General features: G+C 68.8%; 17 protein-coding genes. 10 read left to right on the top strand and 7 right to left on the bottom strand.

The features are described from left to right. Window position 1: 1 nt before the first annotated feature. A complete protein-coding gene (locus tag DB30_RS21980) occupies window positions 2–874 on the bottom strand; it encodes an NAD(+)/NADH kinase (RefSeq protein WP_165703885.1) in 873 nt (290 codons plus the stop codon). 118 nt (window positions 875–992) lie between these two features. Beyond that, complete coding sequence (locus DB30_RS21975) at window positions 993–1991, bottom strand: GGDEF domain-containing response regulator (protein WP_146660054.1); 999 nt, start codon at window positions 1989–1991, stop codon at window positions 993–995. A gap of 435 nt (window positions 1992–2426) precedes the next feature. Between DB30_RS21975 and rplM the strand changes: the two genes are divergently transcribed. Together rplM and rpsI are read left to right on the top strand one after the other, a co-directional pair. Then, window positions 2427–2855 (top strand): 50S ribosomal protein L13, encoded by a 429-nt coding sequence (rplM, locus tag DB30_RS21970; RefSeq protein ID WP_052552156.1) that lies wholly within the window; start codon window positions 2427–2429, stop codon window positions 2853–2855. A 39-nt stretch (window positions 2856–2894) separates the two neighbouring features. Then, window positions 2895–3278: a 30S ribosomal protein S9 gene (gene rpsI / locus DB30_RS21965; protein WP_052552154.1), complete on the top strand. Its 384-nt coding sequence runs from the start codon at window positions 2895–2897 to the stop codon at window positions 3276–3278. A 265-nt stretch (window positions 3279–3543) separates the two neighbouring features. On the opposite strand, the gene DB30_RS21960 is transcribed toward rpsI, so the two are convergent. The 3 genes from DB30_RS21960 to DB30_RS21950 all read right to left on the bottom strand — a co-directional run bounded on the left by DB30_RS21960 (window position 3544) and on the right by DB30_RS21950 (window position 9895). Further along, a complete protein-coding gene (locus DB30_RS21960; RefSeq protein ID WP_146660052.1) occupies window positions 3544–4728 on the bottom strand; it encodes a cytochrome-c peroxidase in 1185 nt (394 codons plus the stop codon). Window positions 4729–4973: 245 nt separating this feature from the next. Continuing rightward, window positions 4974–6908: a M61 family metallopeptidase gene (locus tag DB30_RS21955; RefSeq protein ID WP_165703884.1), complete on the bottom strand. Its 1935-nt coding sequence runs from the start codon at window positions 6906–6908 to the stop codon at window positions 4974–4976. A gap of 38 nt (window positions 6909–6946) precedes the next feature. Continuing rightward, complete coding sequence (locus DB30_RS21950; protein ID WP_052552144.1) at window positions 6947–9895, bottom strand: serine/threonine-protein kinase; 2949 nt, start codon at window positions 9893–9895, stop codon at window positions 6947–6949. An 80-nt stretch (window positions 9896–9975) separates the two neighbouring features. On the opposite strand from DB30_RS21950, the gene DB30_RS21945 reads away from it, so the two are divergent. The 7 genes from DB30_RS21945 (at window position 9976) to DB30_RS21915 (ending at window position 18693) form a co-directional block, all read left to right on the top strand. Further along, window positions 9976–12576 (top strand): protein kinase domain-containing protein, encoded by a 2601-nt coding sequence (locus tag DB30_RS21945; protein ID WP_052552141.1) that lies wholly within the window; start codon window positions 9976–9978, stop codon window positions 12574–12576. Window positions 12577–12745: 169 nt separating this feature from the next. Beyond that, the gene (locus DB30_RS21940; RefSeq protein ID WP_052552138.1) at window positions 12746–13090 is read left to right on the top strand and encodes a hypothetical protein; all 345 of its coding nucleotides are present in this window, start codon (window positions 12746–12748) and stop codon (window positions 13088–13090) included. 189 nt (window positions 13091–13279) lie between these two features. After that, window positions 13280–15589 carry a hypothetical protein gene (locus DB30_RS21935; protein ID WP_052552134.1) on the top strand — a complete coding sequence of 770 codons (2310 nt, stop codon included), beginning with the start codon at window positions 13280–13282 and terminating at the stop codon, window positions 15587–15589. Window positions 15590–15631: 42 nt separating this feature from the next. Then, on the top strand, window positions 15632–16804 hold the full coding sequence (locus DB30_RS21930) for a hypothetical protein (protein WP_052552133.1): 1173 nt from the start codon (window positions 15632–15634) through the stop codon (window positions 16802–16804). Between the two features lie 58 nt (window positions 16805–16862). Continuing rightward, window positions 16863–17339: a sporulation protein gene (locus tag DB30_RS21925; RefSeq protein ID WP_052552129.1), complete on the top strand. Its 477-nt coding sequence runs from the start codon at window positions 16863–16865 to the stop codon at window positions 17337–17339. A gap of 19 nt (window positions 17340–17358) precedes the next feature. Next, window positions 17359–17805, top strand: coding sequence for a hypothetical protein (locus DB30_RS21920; RefSeq protein ID WP_052552127.1), 447 nt, complete (start codon window positions 17359–17361; stop codon window positions 17803–17805). Window positions 17806–18096: 291 nt separating this feature from the next. Continuing rightward, window positions 18097–18693: an RNA polymerase sigma factor gene (locus DB30_RS21915; protein WP_052552123.1), complete on the top strand. Its 597-nt coding sequence runs from the start codon at window positions 18097–18099 to the stop codon at window positions 18691–18693. Here the strand turns inward: DB30_RS21915 and DB30_RS21910 are convergent. Further along, window positions 18645–19088 carry a hypothetical protein gene (locus DB30_RS21910; protein WP_146660050.1) on the bottom strand — a complete coding sequence of 148 codons (444 nt, stop codon included), beginning with the start codon at window positions 19086–19088 and terminating at the stop codon, window positions 18645–18647. The genes DB30_RS21915 and DB30_RS21910 overlap by 49 nt on opposite strands. Continuing rightward, window positions 19081–19365 carry a helix-turn-helix domain-containing protein gene (locus tag DB30_RS43150; protein WP_052552118.1) on the bottom strand — a complete coding sequence of 95 codons (285 nt, stop codon included), beginning with the start codon at window positions 19363–19365 and terminating at the stop codon, window positions 19081–19083. Before DB30_RS43150 ends, DB30_RS21910 begins: the two co-directional genes overlap by 8 nt. Window positions 19366–19583: 218 nt before the next feature. Between DB30_RS43150 and DB30_RS21900 the strand changes: the two genes are divergently transcribed. Beyond that, a partial coding sequence (locus DB30_RS21900; protein WP_146660048.1) for a serine/threonine-protein kinase occupies window positions 19584–20653 on the top strand: 1070 nt, incomplete at its 3' end.

The following is a 20653-nucleotide window of genomic DNA, read 5'->3' as shown; positions in this document are numbered from 1 at the left end:
CTCAGCCGCTCGACCAGCCCATTTTTGCGGCCAGCACCGCGAACACGCTGGCTTTGGCTGGGACCAGGCGCAGCGGCTTGGCGGCGGCGCGCATGCGGATCTCGTCGCCCAAGCGCAAGGGGATCTTCCAGGCCCCGTCCGCCGTCAGGTACCCGTCGCTCACGCCCTGGGTTGGTCCTTCCCACGTCACGGTCACGCCGTCGTGGGCACTGACCACCACGGGTCGCAGCGTCAGGCTGTGCGGGCAGATCGGGGTGATCGTGAACACCTCGGTGCCGGGCGCGACGATCGGCCCGCCAGCGGCGAGGTTGTAGGCGGTCGAGCCCAGCGGGGTCGCGATGATCAGCCCGTCGGCCTTGTAGAGCGCGAGCTCGTGATCGCCGACGCGGGTCGCGAGCCGGAGCAAGCGGGGGATCTGCCCGTGCTTGATGTAGACGTCGTTGACCGCGGTCTCGGTCTCGAACACCTCGCCGTCGCGTCGGACTTCTACGCCCATGCGCAGGCGCGGCTCCCAGTTGAGCCGGCCTTCGATCGCGTCGAGCAGCACGTCTTCGAGTTGATCGCGGCCGTAGGCAGACAGGAACCCGAGGTCGCCCAGGTTGACACCGACGACGGGCACGCCCATGTCGGCGACCCAGCGACTCGCGCGGAGCAAGGTTCCATCACCGCCAAGCGCGACCATGAGATCGACGTCGTCGGGGATGTTGTCGAGCTCGACGCCAACGGCGGCGTCGGGCAGCTCGAGCCCGTCGGTGCCAGCGCGTGCCCGGACCCGGGCGTCGAGGACGACCCCCACGCCGCGCGCGTGCAGCCAGCTCGCGGCCTGGGTCGCGGCGCCATAGGCCGCCGGCCCATCTTCTCGCGGGTACAACATGACCCGCTGGGGTGGGGCGATTGGCTGGCGAGGAATCATGAGAAAAGCGAAGCAACGGGACGCGACGCGGCTGCACAGTCGCCGCCGTCCAAGTGCGTGTGGGGTCTAGCGCAGCCGCTCACCCCGCTTCGGGGGCGTATAGGTAGCCTTGGTGCTGGAACAGGCAGATCTTGCCGCCGCCTTCGCTGCGCGCGCGGTCGAGCGCGGCGCCGACGAGGTCGAGCAGATCTTGGACGGAGTGGGTGTCCTTGTTCGGGAAGAACGAGACCCCAACGCTGACCGTGCACCGATAGTCGGGCGCCGCGTCGACGCGGATCTTCGCGCTGTCGAGGCAGATCCGCTCGGCGACCGCGAGCGCGCCGGGGAAGTGCGTGTTCGGCAGCAGCAGGATGTAGCCGCGGGGATCGAGCCGGAACACGAGATCGATCTTGCGAACGCTGGCCTCGATCACGTCGCGCAGGCCGCGGACCAGCCCGGCGACGGCGTCGCTGGAGTGGCGCTTGACCAAGGCGTCGTAGTCGTCGAGCTCGACCCGCAGGCACGCGAGCGGATCGCTGTAGCGCTCGGCTCGATCGAACTCTTCTTCGGCGCGGCGCTTGAAAGCTTCGTTGGAGTGGCGGGACGACGCGGAGGTCGGCGGCCCGGCCTCGCCTGCGTCGGCGCTTGGCTCTGCGGCGGCGTCGGCTTCTTCGGCGCCGGGCTCACCGGAGTCGGTCGCCGCTCGCTCGGCGATGACCTTGCGGGTGCGCAGCAACGCCTCTACGCGGGCGCGCAGCTCCTCTGCGTCGTAGGGCTTGCCAAGGTAGTCGTCGGCGCCGCTGCGGAGCCCCTCGACCCGCGCGTTCACGGAGTTGCGGGTGCTGACCATGATCACCGGCAAGTAGTTGCCGCCGGCCTTGGCCTTGAGGATGCGGCAGGTCTCGAGCCCGGTCAGTCGCGGCATCACGACGTCGAGCATCACGAGGTCGGGACGATCGCGGGCGAACACCTCGAGGGCCTGCTGACCATCGACGGCCTCCATCACGGCATAGCCAGCGTCTTCCAGCGCAGTTCGCGCTGCTGCGCGTTCTACCGATGAATCGTCGGCGACGAGGATCTTCGCGCGGGGCGTACTCATGGGCGACTCGGAGGAGTATCACCCTTATGTGCAGGCGGGCATAGGGGCGGGGCCGCATTGCAGCTCGCAAGCTCGGAATGCCGACATCACCGCGGTCTTCGGGCGGGCGCGTCGCATCCGGTGGCAGTTGCTGGGGGGGCGGTCGAGTGCCCCAAGCAGACGATCGACCCGGTTTGGCTGACGTTCGCCAGATCCGCCCGCAGATCCGCCTGCCAGATCCGCCGCGCGAGCCCGCCAAATCGACATCCCGGTCTGGGCGGATCCACACGAGTGGGGCCTTGTGAATTGGATGGGGGAGGCTCGCATGGTAAAAGTCCGGCCCGCGGCGCTCGTACACGCAGGGAGCGGGGTCTCGAATGCCAACCGGGCCAGTTGGCACGGCCCTAGAATGGCCGCTTGACACCTCTGGGCCCCTCCTCTAGATCTCTGCGTCCCATGGGCACCCACATTCCGAACCCGGCCGAGATCAAGCGCGACTGGCTGCTGATCGACCTCGAAGGTCAGACCGTCGGTCGGGCCGCGTCGAAGATCGCGGGCCTGCTCCGCGGCAAGCACAAGGTCGAGTTCACGCCGCACCTAGACGCTGGTGACTTCGTGGTCTGCATCAACGCGGACAAGGTCAAGTTCACGGGCGCCAAGCTCGACCAACAGACCTACAACAAGTTCACCGGCTACCTCGGGCACATGAAGACCCGAACCGCCCGGGAGATGCTCGCCAAGAAGCCCGAGCTGGTGATCAGCAGCGCGATCAAGCGCATGCTGCCCAAGGGCGTGCTGGGCCGTCAGACCTTCAAGAAGCTCAAGGTCTACGCCGGCACCGAGCATCCCCATCAAGCCCAGAACCCGCAGCCTCACCAGATCTAGTCCTAGCTCTGGCTCACACCCCGTTACGGCACTGAAATCATGAAGTACTACGCGACCGGCCGGCGCAAGACCGCCATCGCCCGTGTCTGGCTGATGCCGGGCGAAGGCAAGATCAGCATCAACCGACGTGAGGCCGAGCAGTACCTGACTCGCGCCACCAACATGAAGTTCGTCGAGCAGCCGCTGGTCGAGACCGACACGCGCGAGCAGTACGACGTCTGGGCGACCGCGCAAGGCGGCGGGCTCTCGGGTCAAGCTGGGGCCGTGCGCCTCGGGATCGCTCGGGCGCTGCTGCGCATCAACGGCGAGTTCCGTGGCGCGCTCAAGTCCGCCGGGCACCTGACCCGGGACCCACGCAAGAAAGAGCGCAAGAAGTACGGCCGCCGCGGCGCCCGTGCGCGCTTCCAGTTCAGCAAGCGCTAAGGCGCTCGCCGGTTGGCCCCTGCAGGCACCCAAGCACTTCGCTTGGGTGTCTGTGCGCAATGGCGTGGCGCCAAGCGCCACCAGACGGCCCCCGCGGCCCCCGTGCGCGCTTCCAGTTCAGCAAGCGCTAAGGCGCTCGCTGGTTGGCCCCTGCAGGCACCCAAGCACCTCGCTTGGGTGTCTGTGCGCAATGGCGTGGCGCCAAGCGCCACCAGACGGCCCCCACGGCCCCACGGCCGCCAGGGGGCTCTTCTCGTGACCGGCTTTAGGGAGCGGCTGGATCGGCCGCTTCGGCCGCTTCGGGGATGCCGGCGACGCTCTGGTCTCCGATGACCTGCAGCGATCCCGGGCACTCGAGCGCACCGAGGAACGCGACCACGTCGGCGATCTCTGCTTCGGTCAGCTGGGTGTTGCGCAGGTTTTGGTCGACGCCGGGTGCCTTGGCGTTTCCGCCCGCGGCCATGTAGCGCACGACCTCGGTGAGATCCGCGACCGAGCCGTTGTGGAAGTAGGGCGCGGTCTTGGTCACGTTGCGCAGGGTCGGGGTGCGGAATTTGTAGTTGTCCGCCTCGACCTCGCTGGGCTTGCCGCGGCCAACGTCGGCGTCGGGCAGGAGCTGGCCGGCGGCGTCGTGCGAGATCCCGACGTCGTGAAATTGCCCGTCGGTGAAATTGTCGCCGGCGTGACAGGTCGAGCACGAGGCCTTGCCGCGGAACAGATCCCACCCGCGCGAGGCCGCCTCGCTCATGGTGCCCTGATCGAAGGCCGTGTCGCCGCACAGCAAGGTCCGCTCGTAGGCTGACACGGCCATGGCGATGTGGTCGGGCGTGATCTCGGCGCCGGGCTCGAGCCCAAACACCTCGGCGAACTGCGAGGTGTACTCCGGCAGCGCGCCGATCTCTTTGGCCTTGGCCGCCAGATCATCGCCCGCGCCCATGTTGCCGCCCTTCCAAGCCCCGAGCATCTGCTTCTCCAGGGTTGGCGCGCGGCCGTCCCAGTACAGCCCATTTTGATGGTAGGCGACGTTCCAGATCGTGGGCGTGTTGCGGGTGAGCGGCTTGTCGCCCGCGCCGAGTGCCAGGGTCCGACCGTCCGCGGCGCCCAGCTCGTTTTGGTGGCACGAGTAGCAGCTGCGCGAGCCGTCGCCGGACAGGCGCTTGTCCATGAACAGCTGGTGGCCAAGCTCGACCTTGGCCGCGCTCATCGGGTTGTCGGCTGGGACCACCGGGGCGGCGCTGAGGCCCTTGGGCAGCGCCCACGTCCACGTCTCGCCGGTTGGCGGGGGGGTGGCCTCGGGGGTTTGGGCGGGCGCCTTGTTGCCCGGCGCCGGCTTGACACCCTTGGTGTCCTTTGTGGCCTTGTCACCGCCGCACGCGGGCGCGAGGGCCACGGTCAGGCCGATGACGACGAGGGGAAGACACATTCGGCGGGCGCGGGGCATGGCAGGCATGGCGCAGCGACGATAACCGCTCGGGGTCACCCCAACCAGTGCGGTGGGTGATGGGCTGGAGCTCCAGCGTGAATCGAGCGCCGCCGCCCGGCGCCTCGCCTTGGACCAGCGGCTGAGATCGGCGTCTGGCGCCGTGCCGCCAGCGAGATCCAATAGACCCAGCTTGGCCGGCCCATGTGGCAGCGAAGCGAGCGCGCAAGTGAAAGCTTGGCGCCGTCCGTGTGAATCTGATGTGAACGCCGCGCTCAGGGATCGAGCCCGAGCCACTCGTTGCGCAGCAGCAGTTGCTCGGGGCTGACGTTGGCAAGCTCGACGATCTGGAAGCTTGGATCCCCGCCCTCGATCGGGGTGACCTTCAGATCCAACACCCGACCGGTGCGCGTGACCGTGAGCGTGCACGGCTCGCCTAGCTCGAGCGCGCGCAGGGCCTTGTCGTAGTTGCCAGCGTCGATCGGGCGGCCGTTGATCTGCGAGAGCTCGTCGCCGTCGGCGACCCCACCGAGGTCCGCCGGCCCGCCGTGCTCGACGTTGCGGGCGATCAAGGTTGAGCCGCGGCGGTCGATGTCCACGCCGATCCACGGCCCGAGCTGCTTGATCTTGCGCTCGAGCCGGTAGCCCGCGTGCGCGAGGTAGCGATCGTAGTCGAGCTCGGTGGTGCCGCGCACATAGTCGTTGAACATCTGGCGAAGCTCGTCGGCCCCGGTTCCGGCCTGATCGATGAACGCCTGCTCGAGCTGCTGCGGGCTCAGCCCCAGGCCGGTCTCACGCCAGCGCTTCCACAGCTCGCGGAACACGGTGTCGGTGCTGGCGAGGCCTTGGCTGGACTTGCGCAGGTGCAGATCGAACAGCATGCCGATCACCGCGCCCTTGTCGTAGTACGAGAAGTAGGCCTTGTCGTAGTCGTCGGGCTTGGACCAGGTCTCCCACGAGCTCTGCTCGACCGACATCAGCTTGCGGCCTGGCCGGGTCTCGACCGCCTTGATCCGCCGCTCGAGCTCGTCGAGCACCTGGGCCTCGTCGATCAGCCCAGCCCGGCGGACGATCAGCGCCCCGTAGTAGCTGGTGAACCCCTCCGAGAACCACAGCATGGTGGTGTGGACCTCGCGATCGTAGTCGAAGGGCCCAAGCACGGCGGGGCGGATCCGCTTGACGTTCCACAGGTGAAAGAACTCGTGGGCGGTGACCGACCAGAATTTTCGCTTGCCCTTGGCGTCGGCGAACATCCACGGATCCACGCCGATCACCGTGGAGTTCAGGTGCTCGAGCCCGCCGCCGTTGTTGGGCAGCACCTGGTAGATGAAGGTGTAGTCGGTGAAGGGCAGGGCGGTCTCGAGCGGGCCAAAGGTCGCGGCCGCGGCCTGGGTGATCTTTTGGAGCTCGTCGCGGACCTCGTCGGGCTTCCACGCGCCCTCGGCCGACATCGTCGCGCGGATCGGCCGACCGCCAAGCTCGAAGCTGACGGTGTCGACGACCCCGGCGTGGATCGGGCTGTCGATCAGCACGTCGAAGTCGCTTGCCCAAAAGTGCTTGGCCTTGCCCTTGCCACGAGTTGGCAGCCCGGTCACGACCTCGGCTTGCTTGCCGCCGGGGAGCTCGGTCACGCGCAGCTCGATCGGTCGCTGCTTGTGGCCAACGGCGTACATGAACACGTGGGCGCCGTTGATGAAGCCCATCGCGTCGTCGAGATAGCAGCCGCCGATCCCCGAGTAGCTGCCGCAGTAGACCCGATACTCGAGGCTGAAGGGCGCGCCGGCGTGGGTGACCTCCCAGGTGTTCTCGTCGAGCTTGGTGACGGGCAGCGCGGCGCCGGGGGCGTCGCCAAGCTGCTTGGCGCTGACCGCCCGGACGTTGCGGTGGGCTTGCGTCAAGCGGTAGGCGCCCGGGTTCCACTTGGGCAGCTCGAGCGCGACGCGGTCGCCGGGGAGCGCGTCGAAGCGCAGCTCGACATGGAATTCATGACGCTGCGGGTTGGGCATCGTGACTGCGTATTTGAACGCCTCGCGCTCCCCGCTGGCGCCTCGCAGCCGCGCCGCGGTGTCGTTCGCGAGGCTCGCGATGCCCGCGTCGCGGTGACCGGCGACGGCCGCCGATCCAAACCCAAACGACAGACCGATCAGGGCCACGCCCGCCGCCGCGGTGATCGAACAGGCGCGCGCTCGCCGGGGGCTGTAGGTGCTCATGGCCGCGAGCATAAGCTGCGAACTCGCTGGGGCGCCAACTACTCGGGCGCGTCGACCCAGCCGTCGATCGCATCCCACAGCGGATCCCCGGGCAGCCCCGCCTGCGCTCGCAGGTAGGCCGCGCGCGCACGGGCCCGCGCCGCGTTGGCCAGCTCTGTCCGGCCGAGCTCGCGGAGCACCTGCGCCGTCACCAACTCGCGCTCGGCGGTCTTGCGCGGGCCGGTCGCTTCTTGGGTCGAGAATTCGGCGGCTTTCTCGGCGTTGGCGAGCGCCTGCTCGCTGCGGCCTTGGCCGAGAGCGATGTAGGCCAGCTCCACGTACAGATCCGCGACGTTGGAGAGCACCGCCGTGTCGGCCCGCTCGAACAGCCGCTGCAGCACCGCCGCTTCGGCGAGGGCAGCCCGGTAGTCCCCGCCGCGCCGCAGCACCTCCAGGCGAATGCCGCGGGCGATCAGCAGCTCGAGGTGGGCCGCGTCGCGCTCCTTGCTGACAGTTGCGATCGCCTCGTCGATCAGTCGCCGCGCGGTCGCCAGATCGGTGGGATCTTCGACGATGACCGCCTTCGCCAGGTTGGCCTTGCAGTGCGCGACCGCGATCGACTCGGGACCGTAGTGCCTGGTGTGGATCGCAAGCAGGCGCTCGAGCGGCTCGCGGGCATGCGGCGCGCTGAACTCGACGAGCATCGAGCCGTAGTTGAACAGGGCGTCGCCCACCTCGGGGTGATCGGGTCCAAACAGCTGCTCGCGTCGAGCCAGCAGCTCCTCGAACGACTCACGGGCCGTTCGAGCGTCGCCCATGCGCCACGCAAACACCCCGCTCGCGTTGAGCGCCGCGAGCGAGCGTGGATCCAGCGGACCAAGCTCGTCGGCCCAGATCGCCTCGGCGCGCCCGACCGTCTGCTTCGCCTCCGAGATGTTTCCGGCCTCGAACAGGACCGTCGAGAGGTTGAACAGCGCGTCGGCGGTCCGCTTGGCGTCGGCGCCGTTGACCTCCGTCGAGAGGTCGACCGCGCGCTGGTACCAGGCCAGAGCTTCGGGGTAGTTGCCGCGATAGCGCTCGAGCCGGGCCCGGCTCTCGAGCACGAACATCCGTATGGTCTGATCGTCGAGGTAGGTCACCAGCGCCTCGGCGGTTCGCAGCCAGCGCTCGGCCTCGGCGCGGCGCTCGTCGAAGGCCATCAGGTACACGGCGAGATCCTGGGCTGCGCGCGCTGCAAACCCAAACAGCCCGGCCGCCAGGGCCGACTCATAGGCCAGCACCAGCTCGGGCTCCGCCTGCGGATCCTCGAGCTGGGCGAGCAGATCCCCGCGGACAGCGCGGGCCTCGGTGATCAGCGTGGGGTGCTCGGTCGCGAGCGCGGCCGCATACGCGGGCTCGAGCCGGGTCTTGGCGAGGTCGTAGCGGCCGATCGAGCGCTGAACCGTGACCGCGTCGAACTCCTCGAGCAGGCGCTCGAACTCGGCGCGGCGCTCGGTGTCAGCCGGCGGCGGGATCCGGGCGTGCATCGCCTCGGGATCGCTGCAGTCGGCGACGTCGCCGATGTCGTCGACCTGCGCGGGGGCCTTGCGCAGCTGCTTGTCGGGGGTGGTCTCGATCGACTCGATGAAGGTCTCGAGCCGCGAGCGGCGACGCTGAAGACACAGCATCCGATCGTCGAGCTTGTCCTCGGACTGCTCGCCGCGGATCCGCGTTGCTGCGCACGCGTCGGTCCACGCCGCGATCCAGCCAGCGGCCCACGCGTCGAGCTGGCTGATCAGCCGGGCTTCGTCGTCCGCGGCCCAGCGCTCGTTCAGCTTGGCGTAGCGGGCGTGGAGCCGCTCGCGTTGATCGGCGTCCCAGGCCTCGCCAAGGGCAGCCTCGGCGCCCTGGCAAAGTGGAGGTGGAGGCGGGGGCGGTGGTGGGGGTTGGGGTTGCTCGCGCAGCTGTGGACCGATGACCGCCGCGGCCAGGGCCGCGAGCCCGAGCACGGCGGCGCCGATCCGCCTGCGCCCGACCGCCGGATCTTTGCTGAGCGCGCGCAGCAGCGAGTCCATGTTGGGCCAGCGCGCGCTGGGCTCGTTGGCGAGTCCGCGCTCGAGCACCCGCCGCAGCCAGCTCGGGACCTTGGCCGCGGCAGCGGGCGGCGGCTCGCGCAGCTGGTGCTCGTGGATCGAGAACAAGATCGCCGCGGCCGAGTCCCCGGCGAACGGCCGCTCGCCGTAGAGCCCCTCCCACAGCGCAACGCAGAAGCTGAACTGATCCGAGCGGGCGTCGAGCTCGCTGCCGCGAAATTGCTCGGGGGCCATGTACGCTGGCGTGCCCACGAACGCGCCGGTCTGGGTCAGGCGCAGCGACAGCGAGTCGACGAGGGTGGCCGCGTCGACCCCGGCGTTGGGCGGGATCGCGGCCCCCGTCGGGCCTTCGTCACCGGCCCGGCGCGCGAGCCCAAAGTCGGCGACGCGGACCCTGCCGTCGGCGCCCAGCAGCACGTTGGCCGGCTTGAAGTCGCGGTGGATCAGCTCCGCCGCGTGGGCGGCTGCGAGCCCACGCCCAGCTGGGAGAAACCGGGCCAGCACCTCGCGCCACGGGTGTGGGCGGCCTTCGGGGGCCGCGTCCAACCAGTGCTCGAGGTTGCTGCCCTCGACGTACTCCATTGCGACAAACACCCGACCCGCGTGGGTGCCCACGTCATGCACGGTGACGACGTTGGTGTGCGAGAGCTTGGCCATCGCCTGGGCCTCGCGCAGCAGCCGGGAGCTGCCCATGCTCGCGGCCCGGCTGGCCTCGGTGCCGGGCGCGTGGTGGAGCAGCTTGATCGCCAGCTTGCGGTTGAGCTCGGGATCGTACGCAGCGTAGACCTTGCCCATCCCGCCGCTGCCGAGCACGTCAACGATCAGGTAGCGGCCAAGCGACTCGCCGCGCGAGAGCTCGACGGAGACCTTGACAGGCCGGGTGCTCGGGTTGGCGGGATCGGCGTCGAGCGTCCGGTTGTCCGAGCTCTCGCTCATACGGTCGAAGCATAGACGCTTTTGCGAGTGCTCGTTGCCCGGGGTCCTGGCTTGGTTCGGGGTGGCTGGTAGTCTGCGCCGTGCCCCGCGAGCGCGAGCGTGACGACCTGAGCCCGGCCGTTGGCGAGCTGTTCGCTGGCCGCTACGAGATTCAAGCGCTGGTCGGCCGCGGGGGGATGGGCTCCGTGTTTCGTGCGGACGATCGTGCGGTCGGCGAGGTCGTCGCGCTCAAGACCCTCGACACCATCTGGGGTGATGGCGCGAGCGATGGCGCGGGCGAGGCTGCGGACGATCGGGCCCGCGAGCACAAGGCGGTCGGGCGGTTCCGCGACGAGGTCCGACTCGCGCGCCGGGTCACCCACCGCAACGTCGCGCGCACCTACGACCTTGGCGAGCACGCGGGCCTGCGGTTCTTGACGATGGAGTACGTCGAGGGCGAGAGCCTGCGCGAGTGGTTGCGTCGGCGCCCGCGTCCAGCAGAGGCGATCGACCTCGCGCTGCAGCTCGCGGCCGGGCTCGCGGCCGCGCACGAGGCAGGCGTCATCCACCGGGATCTCAAGCCCCGCAACATCATGGTCGAGCCCAGCGGGCGCGCCGTGATCACCGACTTTGGCATCGCGCGGGTGAACGAGGCGCAGGGGCAAAACCCAACCGGCGGGCTGCTTGGAACCCCGGCCTACATGGCCCCTGAGCAGGTCGAGGGCAAGCCTGTCGACGCCCGCACGGACGTGTATGCGCTTGGGCTGATCGTCGTCGAGATGTTCACGGGCGCGCTGCCCTTCACTGGCGACAACCCCGTCGCGCTGGCGCTGGCGCGGCTGAGCGCGCCCGTCCCCGATCTCACTGCGACCGGGCTGATCCCCGCGCCGGTGATCGACGCGCTGTCGCGGGCGCTGTGTCGTGAACCCAAGGGTCGCTGGCCGAGCGCGCTGGCGTTTGCGAGCGCGCTCGAGCAGGCCCGCGAGCAGCTCGGCGACGAGACCCTCAGCGGTGACGCCGAACACTGGGATCCGCGCTGGGACAGCGACGAGCAGCCAACCAGCAGCTTGGCGCTCGAGTCCGGCTCGCGCTCGGACGGGATGTCCAACTCGGCGCTCCCGCCCGGCTCGGCCCCCGAAGTCAGCCAGCAGCAAGCCGTCGACACGTCGAGCCCCACCCTGATGGGCGCAGGGTTGGGCGAGCTCGTGAGCGGCTTGATCAACAGCGGCACGACCACCGATCGCACCGGTCTGCGGCTGCCAACCGCCACCCCCTCGTCCGGGCTGAGCCCAGCAGCTCGCGCGCTCGCGGTCCTGCCGTTTCACTACAGGGGCCCGGCCGACTCGGACTTCGTCGCGGACGCGCTGCTCGACGAGCTGACAGATCTGCTGTCAATGACGCGCGGGCTCAAGGTCAGCAGCAGCGGCGCGACGGCTCGGTTCGCGGGCCGGGGGGACCGTGATCCTCGCTCGATCGGGACCGAGCTCGGCGTCGACGTGGTGGTGGACGGCAGCATCCAGATGGCCGGCAAGCGCCTGCGGATCGCGGCCCGGCTGCTCGACGTCAACACCGGCTTTCAGCTGTGGAGCGAGCGCTTCGACGGCCTGCTCGAGGACGTGTTCGAGCTGCAAGACAAGCTGGGCAAGCGCATCGCCGAGGCCCTGCGCGTCGAGCTGCAGATCATCGATCATCGCGGCAACGCCGACGCCGAGGCGATAGAACGGTACCTGCGGGCTCGCCAAGCCAAGTCGAAGTGGGAGGTGCGGGGGCCCGATGGCGCGGTCGCCCTCTACCGCGCGGCGCTCGAGCGGGCGCCCGGGTTCAAGCCAGCGATCGCCGGGCTTGCGATCGCCTGCATGCGCGCGTGGTTCATGCCCGCCGACGACGCGACGACCGACATCGACTGGGCGTCCGTCGCCAAGGTCGCTGTCGAGCATGCGATGGCCGAGGCGCCGCAATTCGCCGAGTCCCGGATCGCCGCGGCGTCGTGGTCGGTCCAAGGCGGGTTCTATCGGGAGGCCGCCGAGCACCTGCGCGAGGCCCTGCGGATCGCCCCGACCTGCGCCCTGGCCCACGAGTATCTGGGCCGCCTGCAGACCGAGGCCGCGCACCCCGAGCGCGGCATCCCCCACGTCGAGCTCGCGCTCGAGCTCGACCCTGGGCTCGACTGGTGCCTGGCTGATCTGGCCCGTTACAAGGCGCTGGGTGGCGACTATGAGGGCTACGATCAGCTCATGGCCCAGCTGGTCCGGCGAACGGTCCGTCACCACGCGTCGGCGCAGCTGATGCAGATGCGAGTTGGCGCGTGGCGGCGCGACCTGGACATGGTTCGTGTCGCGCTCGCGAACATCGAGGCCGCGCCCGCCAGCGATGGCGCTCGTGCGATGCGGAGCTACGGGCCCCCGCTGCTCGACCCGTACGAGCCGCAGGCGCTCGAGCTCCACAATCAGCAGATGTTGGCGGTCACAAAAAATGGTCGGCTGCGGACCCTGTTGCTGCAGCTGTTTGCGGAGCAGGCTGCGTTTCACCACGACCGCGAGCGGGCGCTCGCGTACCTGGAGGCTTCGGCGGAGCTGGTGCTCGTCGATCTCGACTGGCTCGACCGGTGCCCGCTGTTTCAGGACCTGCGCGACGACCCACGGTTCGCGGCTCTGCGGGCGCTCGTGCGCCGGCGCTGCGAGCAGATCTGGTCGGTTGGCTAGTACGAGCCGACAGGCGAGCGTTTGGGGTGAGCGAAGGGGGCTCCGCCGCCGAAGCGAGGGGGCTTTTGAAAGCCCCCTTGAAGACATAGTAGGCACGACGGCGGCGGGCAGCACCCAAAAGTGCCGTCGCATCTGGCCCAGCGACCTCACCTGCGGCTATGGTCCGCCGATGAAGCGACTCACTCACGTGATCACGATGCTCGTCGCCGTCTCGGCGCTGTCCCTCGCCGCCTGCGACAAGAAGGAGGAGGCCGCTGGTGACAAGAAAGACAAGGCCGCGGAAGACAAGCCAAGCCTGATCTTGACCAACGACACGGACGTGTGCCGCAAGGCGCTGAAGTGTTGCGAGGCGATGGTCGAGGCCGAGAAGGGCAAGCTGACCCCGGAAGACATCAACCTCTCGTGCTCGGGCGTGGGCATGGCGAACGACGACAACATGTGCAAGGAGTTTTCGAAGGGCTTCGCGATGGCGCTCGAGGCCGGCGGGAAGCCCGTGCCCGACGCTTGCAAGTAGTGCTGGCTGATCGACAGGGCACGGTCCCCTTTGCCGCGAGCGCGAGCGCGAGGGGGATCGGCTTCACGGCGACGACTCCGACGGCATCGAGGCTCGCGCGCGCGCCCGCGTCCAGGCCCGCAGCGCAGCGATCCGGTCGGTGATCGACGTGGATTCGTGACAGACCCGAGCAAGCGTATAACCACCGCCGTGACCCAGCGCCAAGACGCCAGCGAGCCCCCGCAACGCAAGATCGCGTGGCTCGGGCCCGTGCTCGTGTGGGGGATCGCGGCCTTGGTGTTGCTCTCGCAGTTGGGCGCGACGGGGCTGTGGACGCTGGGCGAGCTGCCGGTGCTCGACCGCACGCTGGCGGCGCTCGGTGAGCCTCGCAGCGAGCTGACCCGCAGCCCGTGGTTGCCGGATCAGCTGCGCACCTTCGTCTACGCGGCGAGCGGTCGCGTGGACGCTGGGCTGCGCCTGCCCGGGGCGCTCGCGGGCTTGGGGTTGGTCGCGCTGGCGCTGGTCAGCGCGCGCCGCTTGGGCTGGTCTTCGGCGTGGGTCGCGTTGGCGGGCTGCTTCGCGCTGGCGATGCCGGGGCTGCTGGCCTCGAGCCGCACGGTGCTGGGCAACCCAACCGGCGAGCTGTGGCTGAGCGCGGCAAGCCTGTGCTTGATCGCGAGCTGCGACCGCGCGCGGCGTGGCGCTGAGCGTGGGTCGGGGCTCGGGTGGCGGATCGCGTTTGGCCTGCTGGGGCTGAGCTGTCTGGTCGCGGCGGTTGCCTCGCTTGGCGTGGTGTTGGGTGGCTGCTTGCCGCTGGTCTTGGTCGCGCTCGCCGACGTCGCGCGGGATCCCGAGCACGGCGGGATCGAGCTCCCACGCTGGGCGGTGATCAGCGCCTGGACCGGCGCCGCGGTGGCCGGCTTCTTTGGGCTGTGGCTGGCCTGGAACCAGGGCGAGGGCTACATCCCCTTGCTCGGCGCGGCCAAGGATCTCTCGCTGATCGAGAACCCGAGCAAGGCCGGCTTCACCGACGCCCTCGAGTCGTTTGGCTACCAAGCGTTTCCGTTCACCGGTCTGGTGGTGCTGGGTCTGCTCGGCCCGGGTCGCGCGCGCTGGCCGGCGCTGTGGCTTGGGGTCGCGCTGGTGGTCGTGAGCGTGTGGACGTTGACCTACGGGCCCACGCCAACGCCCGTCACGATCCCGGCGGCGTTGCTGGCGACCGCCGCCTGCAAGCGCATGTTCGACAGCGACGAGCCGATCGCCGCGCGCCGGCTGTTGGTGTTTGGCGCGATCTTGGGCGCGCTGGTGCTCGGCAAGGACGCCGGCCGCACGCCTGCCCGGATCGCCTCGCCGCTGCTGCAGCTGACGGAGATCGAGTTCCCCCAGCCCGGCGTGGTGCCGGGCTTTGATCTGGTCGCTTCGCTGCCGCGCATGTCCAAGCAGTTCGCCGGCCTGTTGTTGCTGGCCCACCTGCTGGCCCCGCGCAGCACGGACCAGCGCGAGTGGGCGTGGGCGCCCGTGTGGGTCGCCAGCAAGCTGAGCACGCTCATGACGATCGCGGATCGCCTGGTGACTCGGGCGCGCGTCGGTGGATCGGGCTTGCATCGGCTGCGCACGGCCGCGCCGCTGGTCCTGCTGTTCGCCGCGTTGACCCACCAGATCTGGGCGTTTGGGGTCGTCACGCTGACCCAGGTCAATCAGCAGATGTCGATCGCGGCGCCGCTGCGGGGCTTCATCGCCGGGGTCGAGGCTGGGCAGATCCCCGATCCGATGCTGGGTCTGCACCGGATCCGCGATCCGGGCCTCGACTACTACGGTCCCGGGACCGAGCACGAGGTGTTCCTCAGCAACCGCAGCGATCTCGACAAGTGGCTGGGCGTCGAGGCCCCGCGCACGGCGTTGATCCGACGCACGGATCTGCCGCCGATCTTCAGCGCCGCGCGCTCGGGCGATCGGCCGCTGTTCGTGCTCGACAACAGCCATCACGCGTATGTCTTGGTCGCCAACTTCTTGCCGCCGGGGCACGAAGATCAAAACCCGCTGCTCGGCATCGCCTTTAGCGAGCCGCTGACCTTGGCCAACGAGACCCTGGTTGGCTGGCAACCCTACGTGGATCTGATCGCCTGGGAGATCGAGGGCGAGCTGCACCGCGGCAGCAAAGCCACGCTGCACGCGGTGTTTCGGGTCCAGCGGCCGATGCCCGCCGGGACCCAGATGTACGCGCGCCTGCAAAAGGGAAAGGTCAGCCGGGTCGCTGCCGAACCCCACGAGCTGACCGGCGGCGCGCTCCCGCCCAACTACTGGCGGGCCGGCGACTACATCCATCATCGTTTCGAGTTTAAGGTCCCGTGGCTCGAGGTCTTGCCCGGCGAGCACGAGCTGATCGTTGGCCTGCGCCGATCCGAGAAGAGCAACCTGAAGATCAGCGTGCCCGAGGGCAAGCGCGGCGAGCACGGCGTCGAGGTGCGCGGCAAGAGCCACGAGTTTGCGAAGATCGGTGTCGTCGAGCTGGCCTGGTGAGCTGGTTGGCCTGTCCAGTTGGCTCGGGTATTCTCGCGCCCCGTGCTCGATCGCGCCCGCTTCGCTCCCTTTGCTCTCGCGTTGTCTGTCGCGCCCGGCGTGCTCGCCATGTCTGGCCTGGCGAGCATGGCCGCGTGCACCTCGGAGCAGCCAAGCAACCTCGCCAAGCTGGCCGACGCCGACAAGACCACCGACCAGAACCAGCCAGAGACCAAGACGGCGGACAGCGGCGCGATCGGGGCAGCCACAGCCGAAGACGGCGCCGACACCACGTCACCCGACGAAGACGGCTCCGCCAGCACGACCTGGCCGGTCGACGCCGACGGGATCCCGCTTCCGCCGCAAGACGGCGCCGCGCCGCTGCTCAGCCCAGGCGCTGAGGACAAGCGCGTGCAGCTGCGGCTTGCCCTGGCCGACGACGCGCACTACCGCATCACGACGATCGGCATGTTGAAGCTGCCGCTGATCGAGAAGCCCACCGGGTTCGCGCGCGAAGAAGACGTCAGCGTCAGCGACTGCAAGGGCGAGGAGGCGGCCCGGACCTGCCTGCTCACCCACACCTATCGCAACTACGAGGCCGAGCCCCCGGCGGGGTCGGGTCTCGAGGCCGACGAAAAGCAGGTCGCCGGGCTCACGACCTCGCACCGCGTCGACGCCAGCGGCCTGCGGATCACCGACACGGCCGTGATCGGCGAGGCATCGCCCGCCCACTTCAAAGCGCTCGCCCAGGTCCACCGCCTGTACTGCGTGCGGCTGCCCAGCGAGCCGGTGGGGGTGGGGGCGACCTGGAAAGACGTGTGTCGGCTGCGGCAGGGCGGATCCATCGTCACCCGCGAGCTGACCTGGCGGCTCGCCAAGCTCGAGGACACCGAAGAAGGCGTTCGGGCCGAGATCGAGTACGCCGGTCGGGTCCGCCGGATCGATCCCAAGGGCAAGCTGATCAACGGCGAGATCATGGGCGCGCTGTACTTTTGGGTCGACGCGGGCGAGCCCCACCTCATGCGCGAGCGCGTAGGCTTCACGCTCGACGCTGGCAAGGGCGTGACCACCGGCACCGACTTTCGCTATCAGTTCAGCAAGGTCGGCAGCGACGGCGAAGAGCTGCTGCGGACCGACGGCAAGCCCTTCGACATGCCCCCGCAGGCGCTCAACGACCTGCGCAGCGTGCCGTCTGGGACCACCCGCGACGGCGAGTTGCAGCTGGATCAAAAGTGACCCCCCGGGCGGTCGCTGTAGCTGCTAAGTTTGGCCAGGATCAGGAGCACGACGAGACATGGGCTTTTCCGACAAGATGCGTGAGACCCTGGGCAGCGAAGGCGCCCGCCTGCAGATCGCAGAAGACGACGACGGCTGGGCCGCGCGGGTCGCCCCCGGTGGCACCGCCCAGGCCACGCTGCACATCGCGGGCGGGACCAAGACCGCGCGAGTAGAGGGCGTGGTCCTGCGGGTGTTCGTTCGCCACCGGCACTGGGCCGACGCGCAAGGCATGGAGCTGACCGAGCAGCAGGCGCTCGAGCTCGAGGACCGCAACCACCTGATGCCAGCGTGGAGCCGCGAGCAGCTCAGCCAGACCCGCGTCGAGGTCGAGCAGGACATCGAGCCGGGCGCGGAGCAAGAGCTGACCGTGCAGGTGTTGGTGCCCGAGCACTGCGACACGACCACCCGCGCTTGCACGATCACCCTGCACGCGCAGGCGGACATTCGTGGGCAGATCGATCCCACGATCACTGGCAAGTTGCTGGTCAACTGAGCCGGGCAGGGGTGCTCACATGCGCGGTGGCCTTCGTTCGACCTCGATTGTACTTGGCGCGCTCGTTCTGATTGCGAGCTCGCTTGGCTGTACCGAGCCAATCGAGACCATCTACGTCAACGAAGGCGTCGCGTGTGTCAGCGTCGAGAACGGCACGGACTACATCGTGACCGTCGACTTTCCGGTCTGCCTGAGCTCGTCTTGCGACACCCTGGTCAAGTCGAGCTGCGACGTTCAGATCCTGTTCGACGCTGCCGGGCCCGAGCCCCGCAAGCACCTGCTGATCCACGCCAGGGCCACGGTGCGCAGCGAGTCTGGCTCGTGCACGGCGGACTGCGGCCTGGTTCAAGAGGTCTGCGAGCTGAACGTGTCCGACGGGGACTACACGCTCGTGTTTGGTGATCACGAGGGCATCCTGACGGTGCCCGCCGTACCCGGCGACGAGCCCTTGTGCCTCGGTGGCTAGCTAGCTAGCAGCCCGTGGTGCAATGCATCGCGTCGCCTTGGATCATTTGCCACCTACCGACGAGGCTCGATGCTCGACGACCGCAACGACTCCTCCGTCGAACGAGGTCCACGTCGGAGCTGCCCGCGGCGACGACAGCCTCGGCCCAACCAATTCATGCGTATTCGACAAACACGAATTTCGAAGTGGAACGCTGCCCGCGCGCAGCTGTGCAGCCCTATCTCGTTTGCTCGGATCCGCACGTGTCCAAACGACCAAAGGCCCTCGCCAAGAATTGCTACGTTCCGGCCGATGTTGGACCACAGCAAACTCCGCGCCGGGGACCCGGCGACCATCAGGGCGGCTCACCGGATCATCGATCGCTGCCTACGCCGCTACCTCAAAGACGAGAGCCGGATCCGCGAAGTCGCGCAGTCGACCTTCGCCGAGGCCATCCTCAAGTTGCGACGCGGCGCCACGCCCAGCCGCGAGGTCTTCATCGCGTGGCTCGTCAACTGCGCCGGCAATGCGCTTCGGCGCGAGCTGACGCAAGTGCGCCGCCAAGTGGAGTACTTCGAGTCGCGCATGCACAGCCCAACGGTGCCGGGTCCGGTGGAGCTGCTCGAGGCCAAACGCGAGCTCGAGCGCATTGAGCACTTGCTCGCGCTGTGCAGCATGAACGAGCAGCTCGTGCTGATCGCCATGGCTCGCGGCGACTCGGCCCAGGAGATCGCAGCGAAGTTCGGGACCACGCCTGCGGCCGTGCGCTCTTCGGTGTCGCGGACGCGGCAGCGCCTGCGCTTGAGCTTGACCCCAGAGCAGAGGCGCGAGCGTCTGCTCCGTATGTTGCAGCGCGCAGCTCAAGAGCATCCCTCGCGCTTTGGAACCACGCGTGAGTCGAGCGTGTGAACGTGGACCAGGCGATAGCGCGTCGCCGAGGTCACGCCGCGCCGTTCGAGCAGCCCGTCCTCGACGAGGTCGCCAAGGATCTGTTGGGCGGTCCAGCGCCGCAGCTCGAAGTTGCGGACGAAGAAGCTCGACGCCATCCAGACCCCGGGGCGACTTCGGAACACACGCATCACGGCGTCCTCGACCGTCTCGCCCGCGCGGACCCTTGGCGGCCCCTCGGGGAGCGGCGCTCGGCGCAGGTCAGCCACCGTGAGGCTGGCGAGTTCGTCAGCGTACGGGCCTTCGCGGAGCAGATCGGCCACCGACTCGAGCGTCAACCTTGGGTGCCTACGAAGCGCCGCAGCTACGCCCGCACGGCGGGCCTCGGTGGCGAGTGTGATCGCTAGTTCAGTCATGTTCATCTCCTGGCGTCGCGGTACGAGCGAGCCACTGGATGTGGTCGTTGGCCTTCGCCCGGCGCTCATCCCCAAGTGCCACGATTCGGTCCGCGAGCATCCACGCTTCCGGGGCGCGCTCGAGGAAGCAGTCAACTACTGCGAGGTAAGTGGATATTCGAACGTCACCGCCGTGTTCCAGGCGAGCGAGGGCGCTGGCGTCGACGCCAGTCGCGTTCGACAGCTCAGCCCGGCTCAGACGAAAATGCTCTCTCAGCACCCGCAGGCGCTGGCCCACGAGCGGTTGTCGGAAGGTCCTCCGCACGCCGCCGCCGCTGGTTCTCCAACATGTAAATTGGAGGCCCGAGCGTGTTTCGTTCGAATTATTTTCAACTTTTTTCACCCACGCCAAGCTGCACGCGTACGGGCGTCGCCAGAACGCTGCCCCTGCTGCACGTGCAGCCGTTTGTAGATACTTCAACCAGCAGATGTTCGGGGTGTTACCATCACGATCACATGGATGAGCAGATGGACCAGGCCCCCCGGTGTCTGAAAGAGTTCAGTTCAGACCGGTTCGACAACGCGCTCCCGATCGGTGGGGGCCGCAACGCGACGGTCTACCGGGCCTGGGACACGCACCTCGAGCGTCAGGTCGCGTTCAAGCGGGAGGGGGAGGATCCGTTCGCCGACGTCGACATCGCCGACATCGAGGCGCTGGGCCTGGGCGAAGATGCGACCGAGTTCGTGGAGGCGATGTTGGTCGAGCGGATCGTGGCTGACCGCTATACGCTGCTGCGCGAAGGTCAGCTGCTCGCGCGGATCGATCACCCGAACGTGATCCCGGTACTCGACATCGGCTTGATCGAAGATGGTCGGGTCGCCGTCGTGCTTCCGTACCTCGAGGCCGGGACGCTCGAGCAGCAGGACTTACCGCGGGCGTGGGAGCCGAAGTTGGAGGTGATCGTCCAGATCGCGCGGGGGCTCGCGGCGATCCACGAGGCCGGGATCCTGCACCGCGACCTCAAGCCCAACAACATCCTGTTTGGGAGCGATGGTCGACCGCGGATCGCCGACCTCGGGCTTGGCTGCGCGGCCGAAGACACCGTGGCCATGGCCGACTGGGTCGGGACCGTCACATACATGGCGCCCGAGGTGATCGCCCATCGGCTCCGCGACCAGCGTGATGATCTGTACGCGCTGTGCATGATCGCCTACCAGCTGCTCTATCATGGCGAGCCGTTCGCGGACGCGGAGGCGCGCGAGCAAGGCCGGGTGCTGGCGCCGACGCGGCGAGACATGCCGCGCGAGCTACATGGGATCTTGGCACGGGGGCTCGCGGGGGATCCCGACGAGCGCTGGCCGGACGTGCCGACGCTGCTGGCCGCGCTCGAGCGGGTCCGGGAGCCGAAGCGATCACGGTGGACGTGGGCGGCGGCGTCGATCGGTGGGGCCGCTATCGCTGCGTCGGTGGTGGTTGGGTTCTTGGTGGCGCCGCGGCAGGCTCAGGCCGATGCGTGCGAAGACGTCATGCGTGAGCTCGAGTCGATCTGGAACGACGAGCGCCGGGCCGAGCTGCGGGGCGCGTT

Origin of the sequence: Enhygromyxa salina (genome assembly GCF_000737335.2) — a bacterium.
Lineage (GTDB): Bacteria > Myxococcota_A > Polyangia > Nannocystales > Nannocystaceae > Plesiocystis > Plesiocystis salina_C.
The sequence above is the reverse complement of the archived record's forward strand: the minus strand, read 5'-3'. Positions and strand labels throughout refer to the sequence as shown.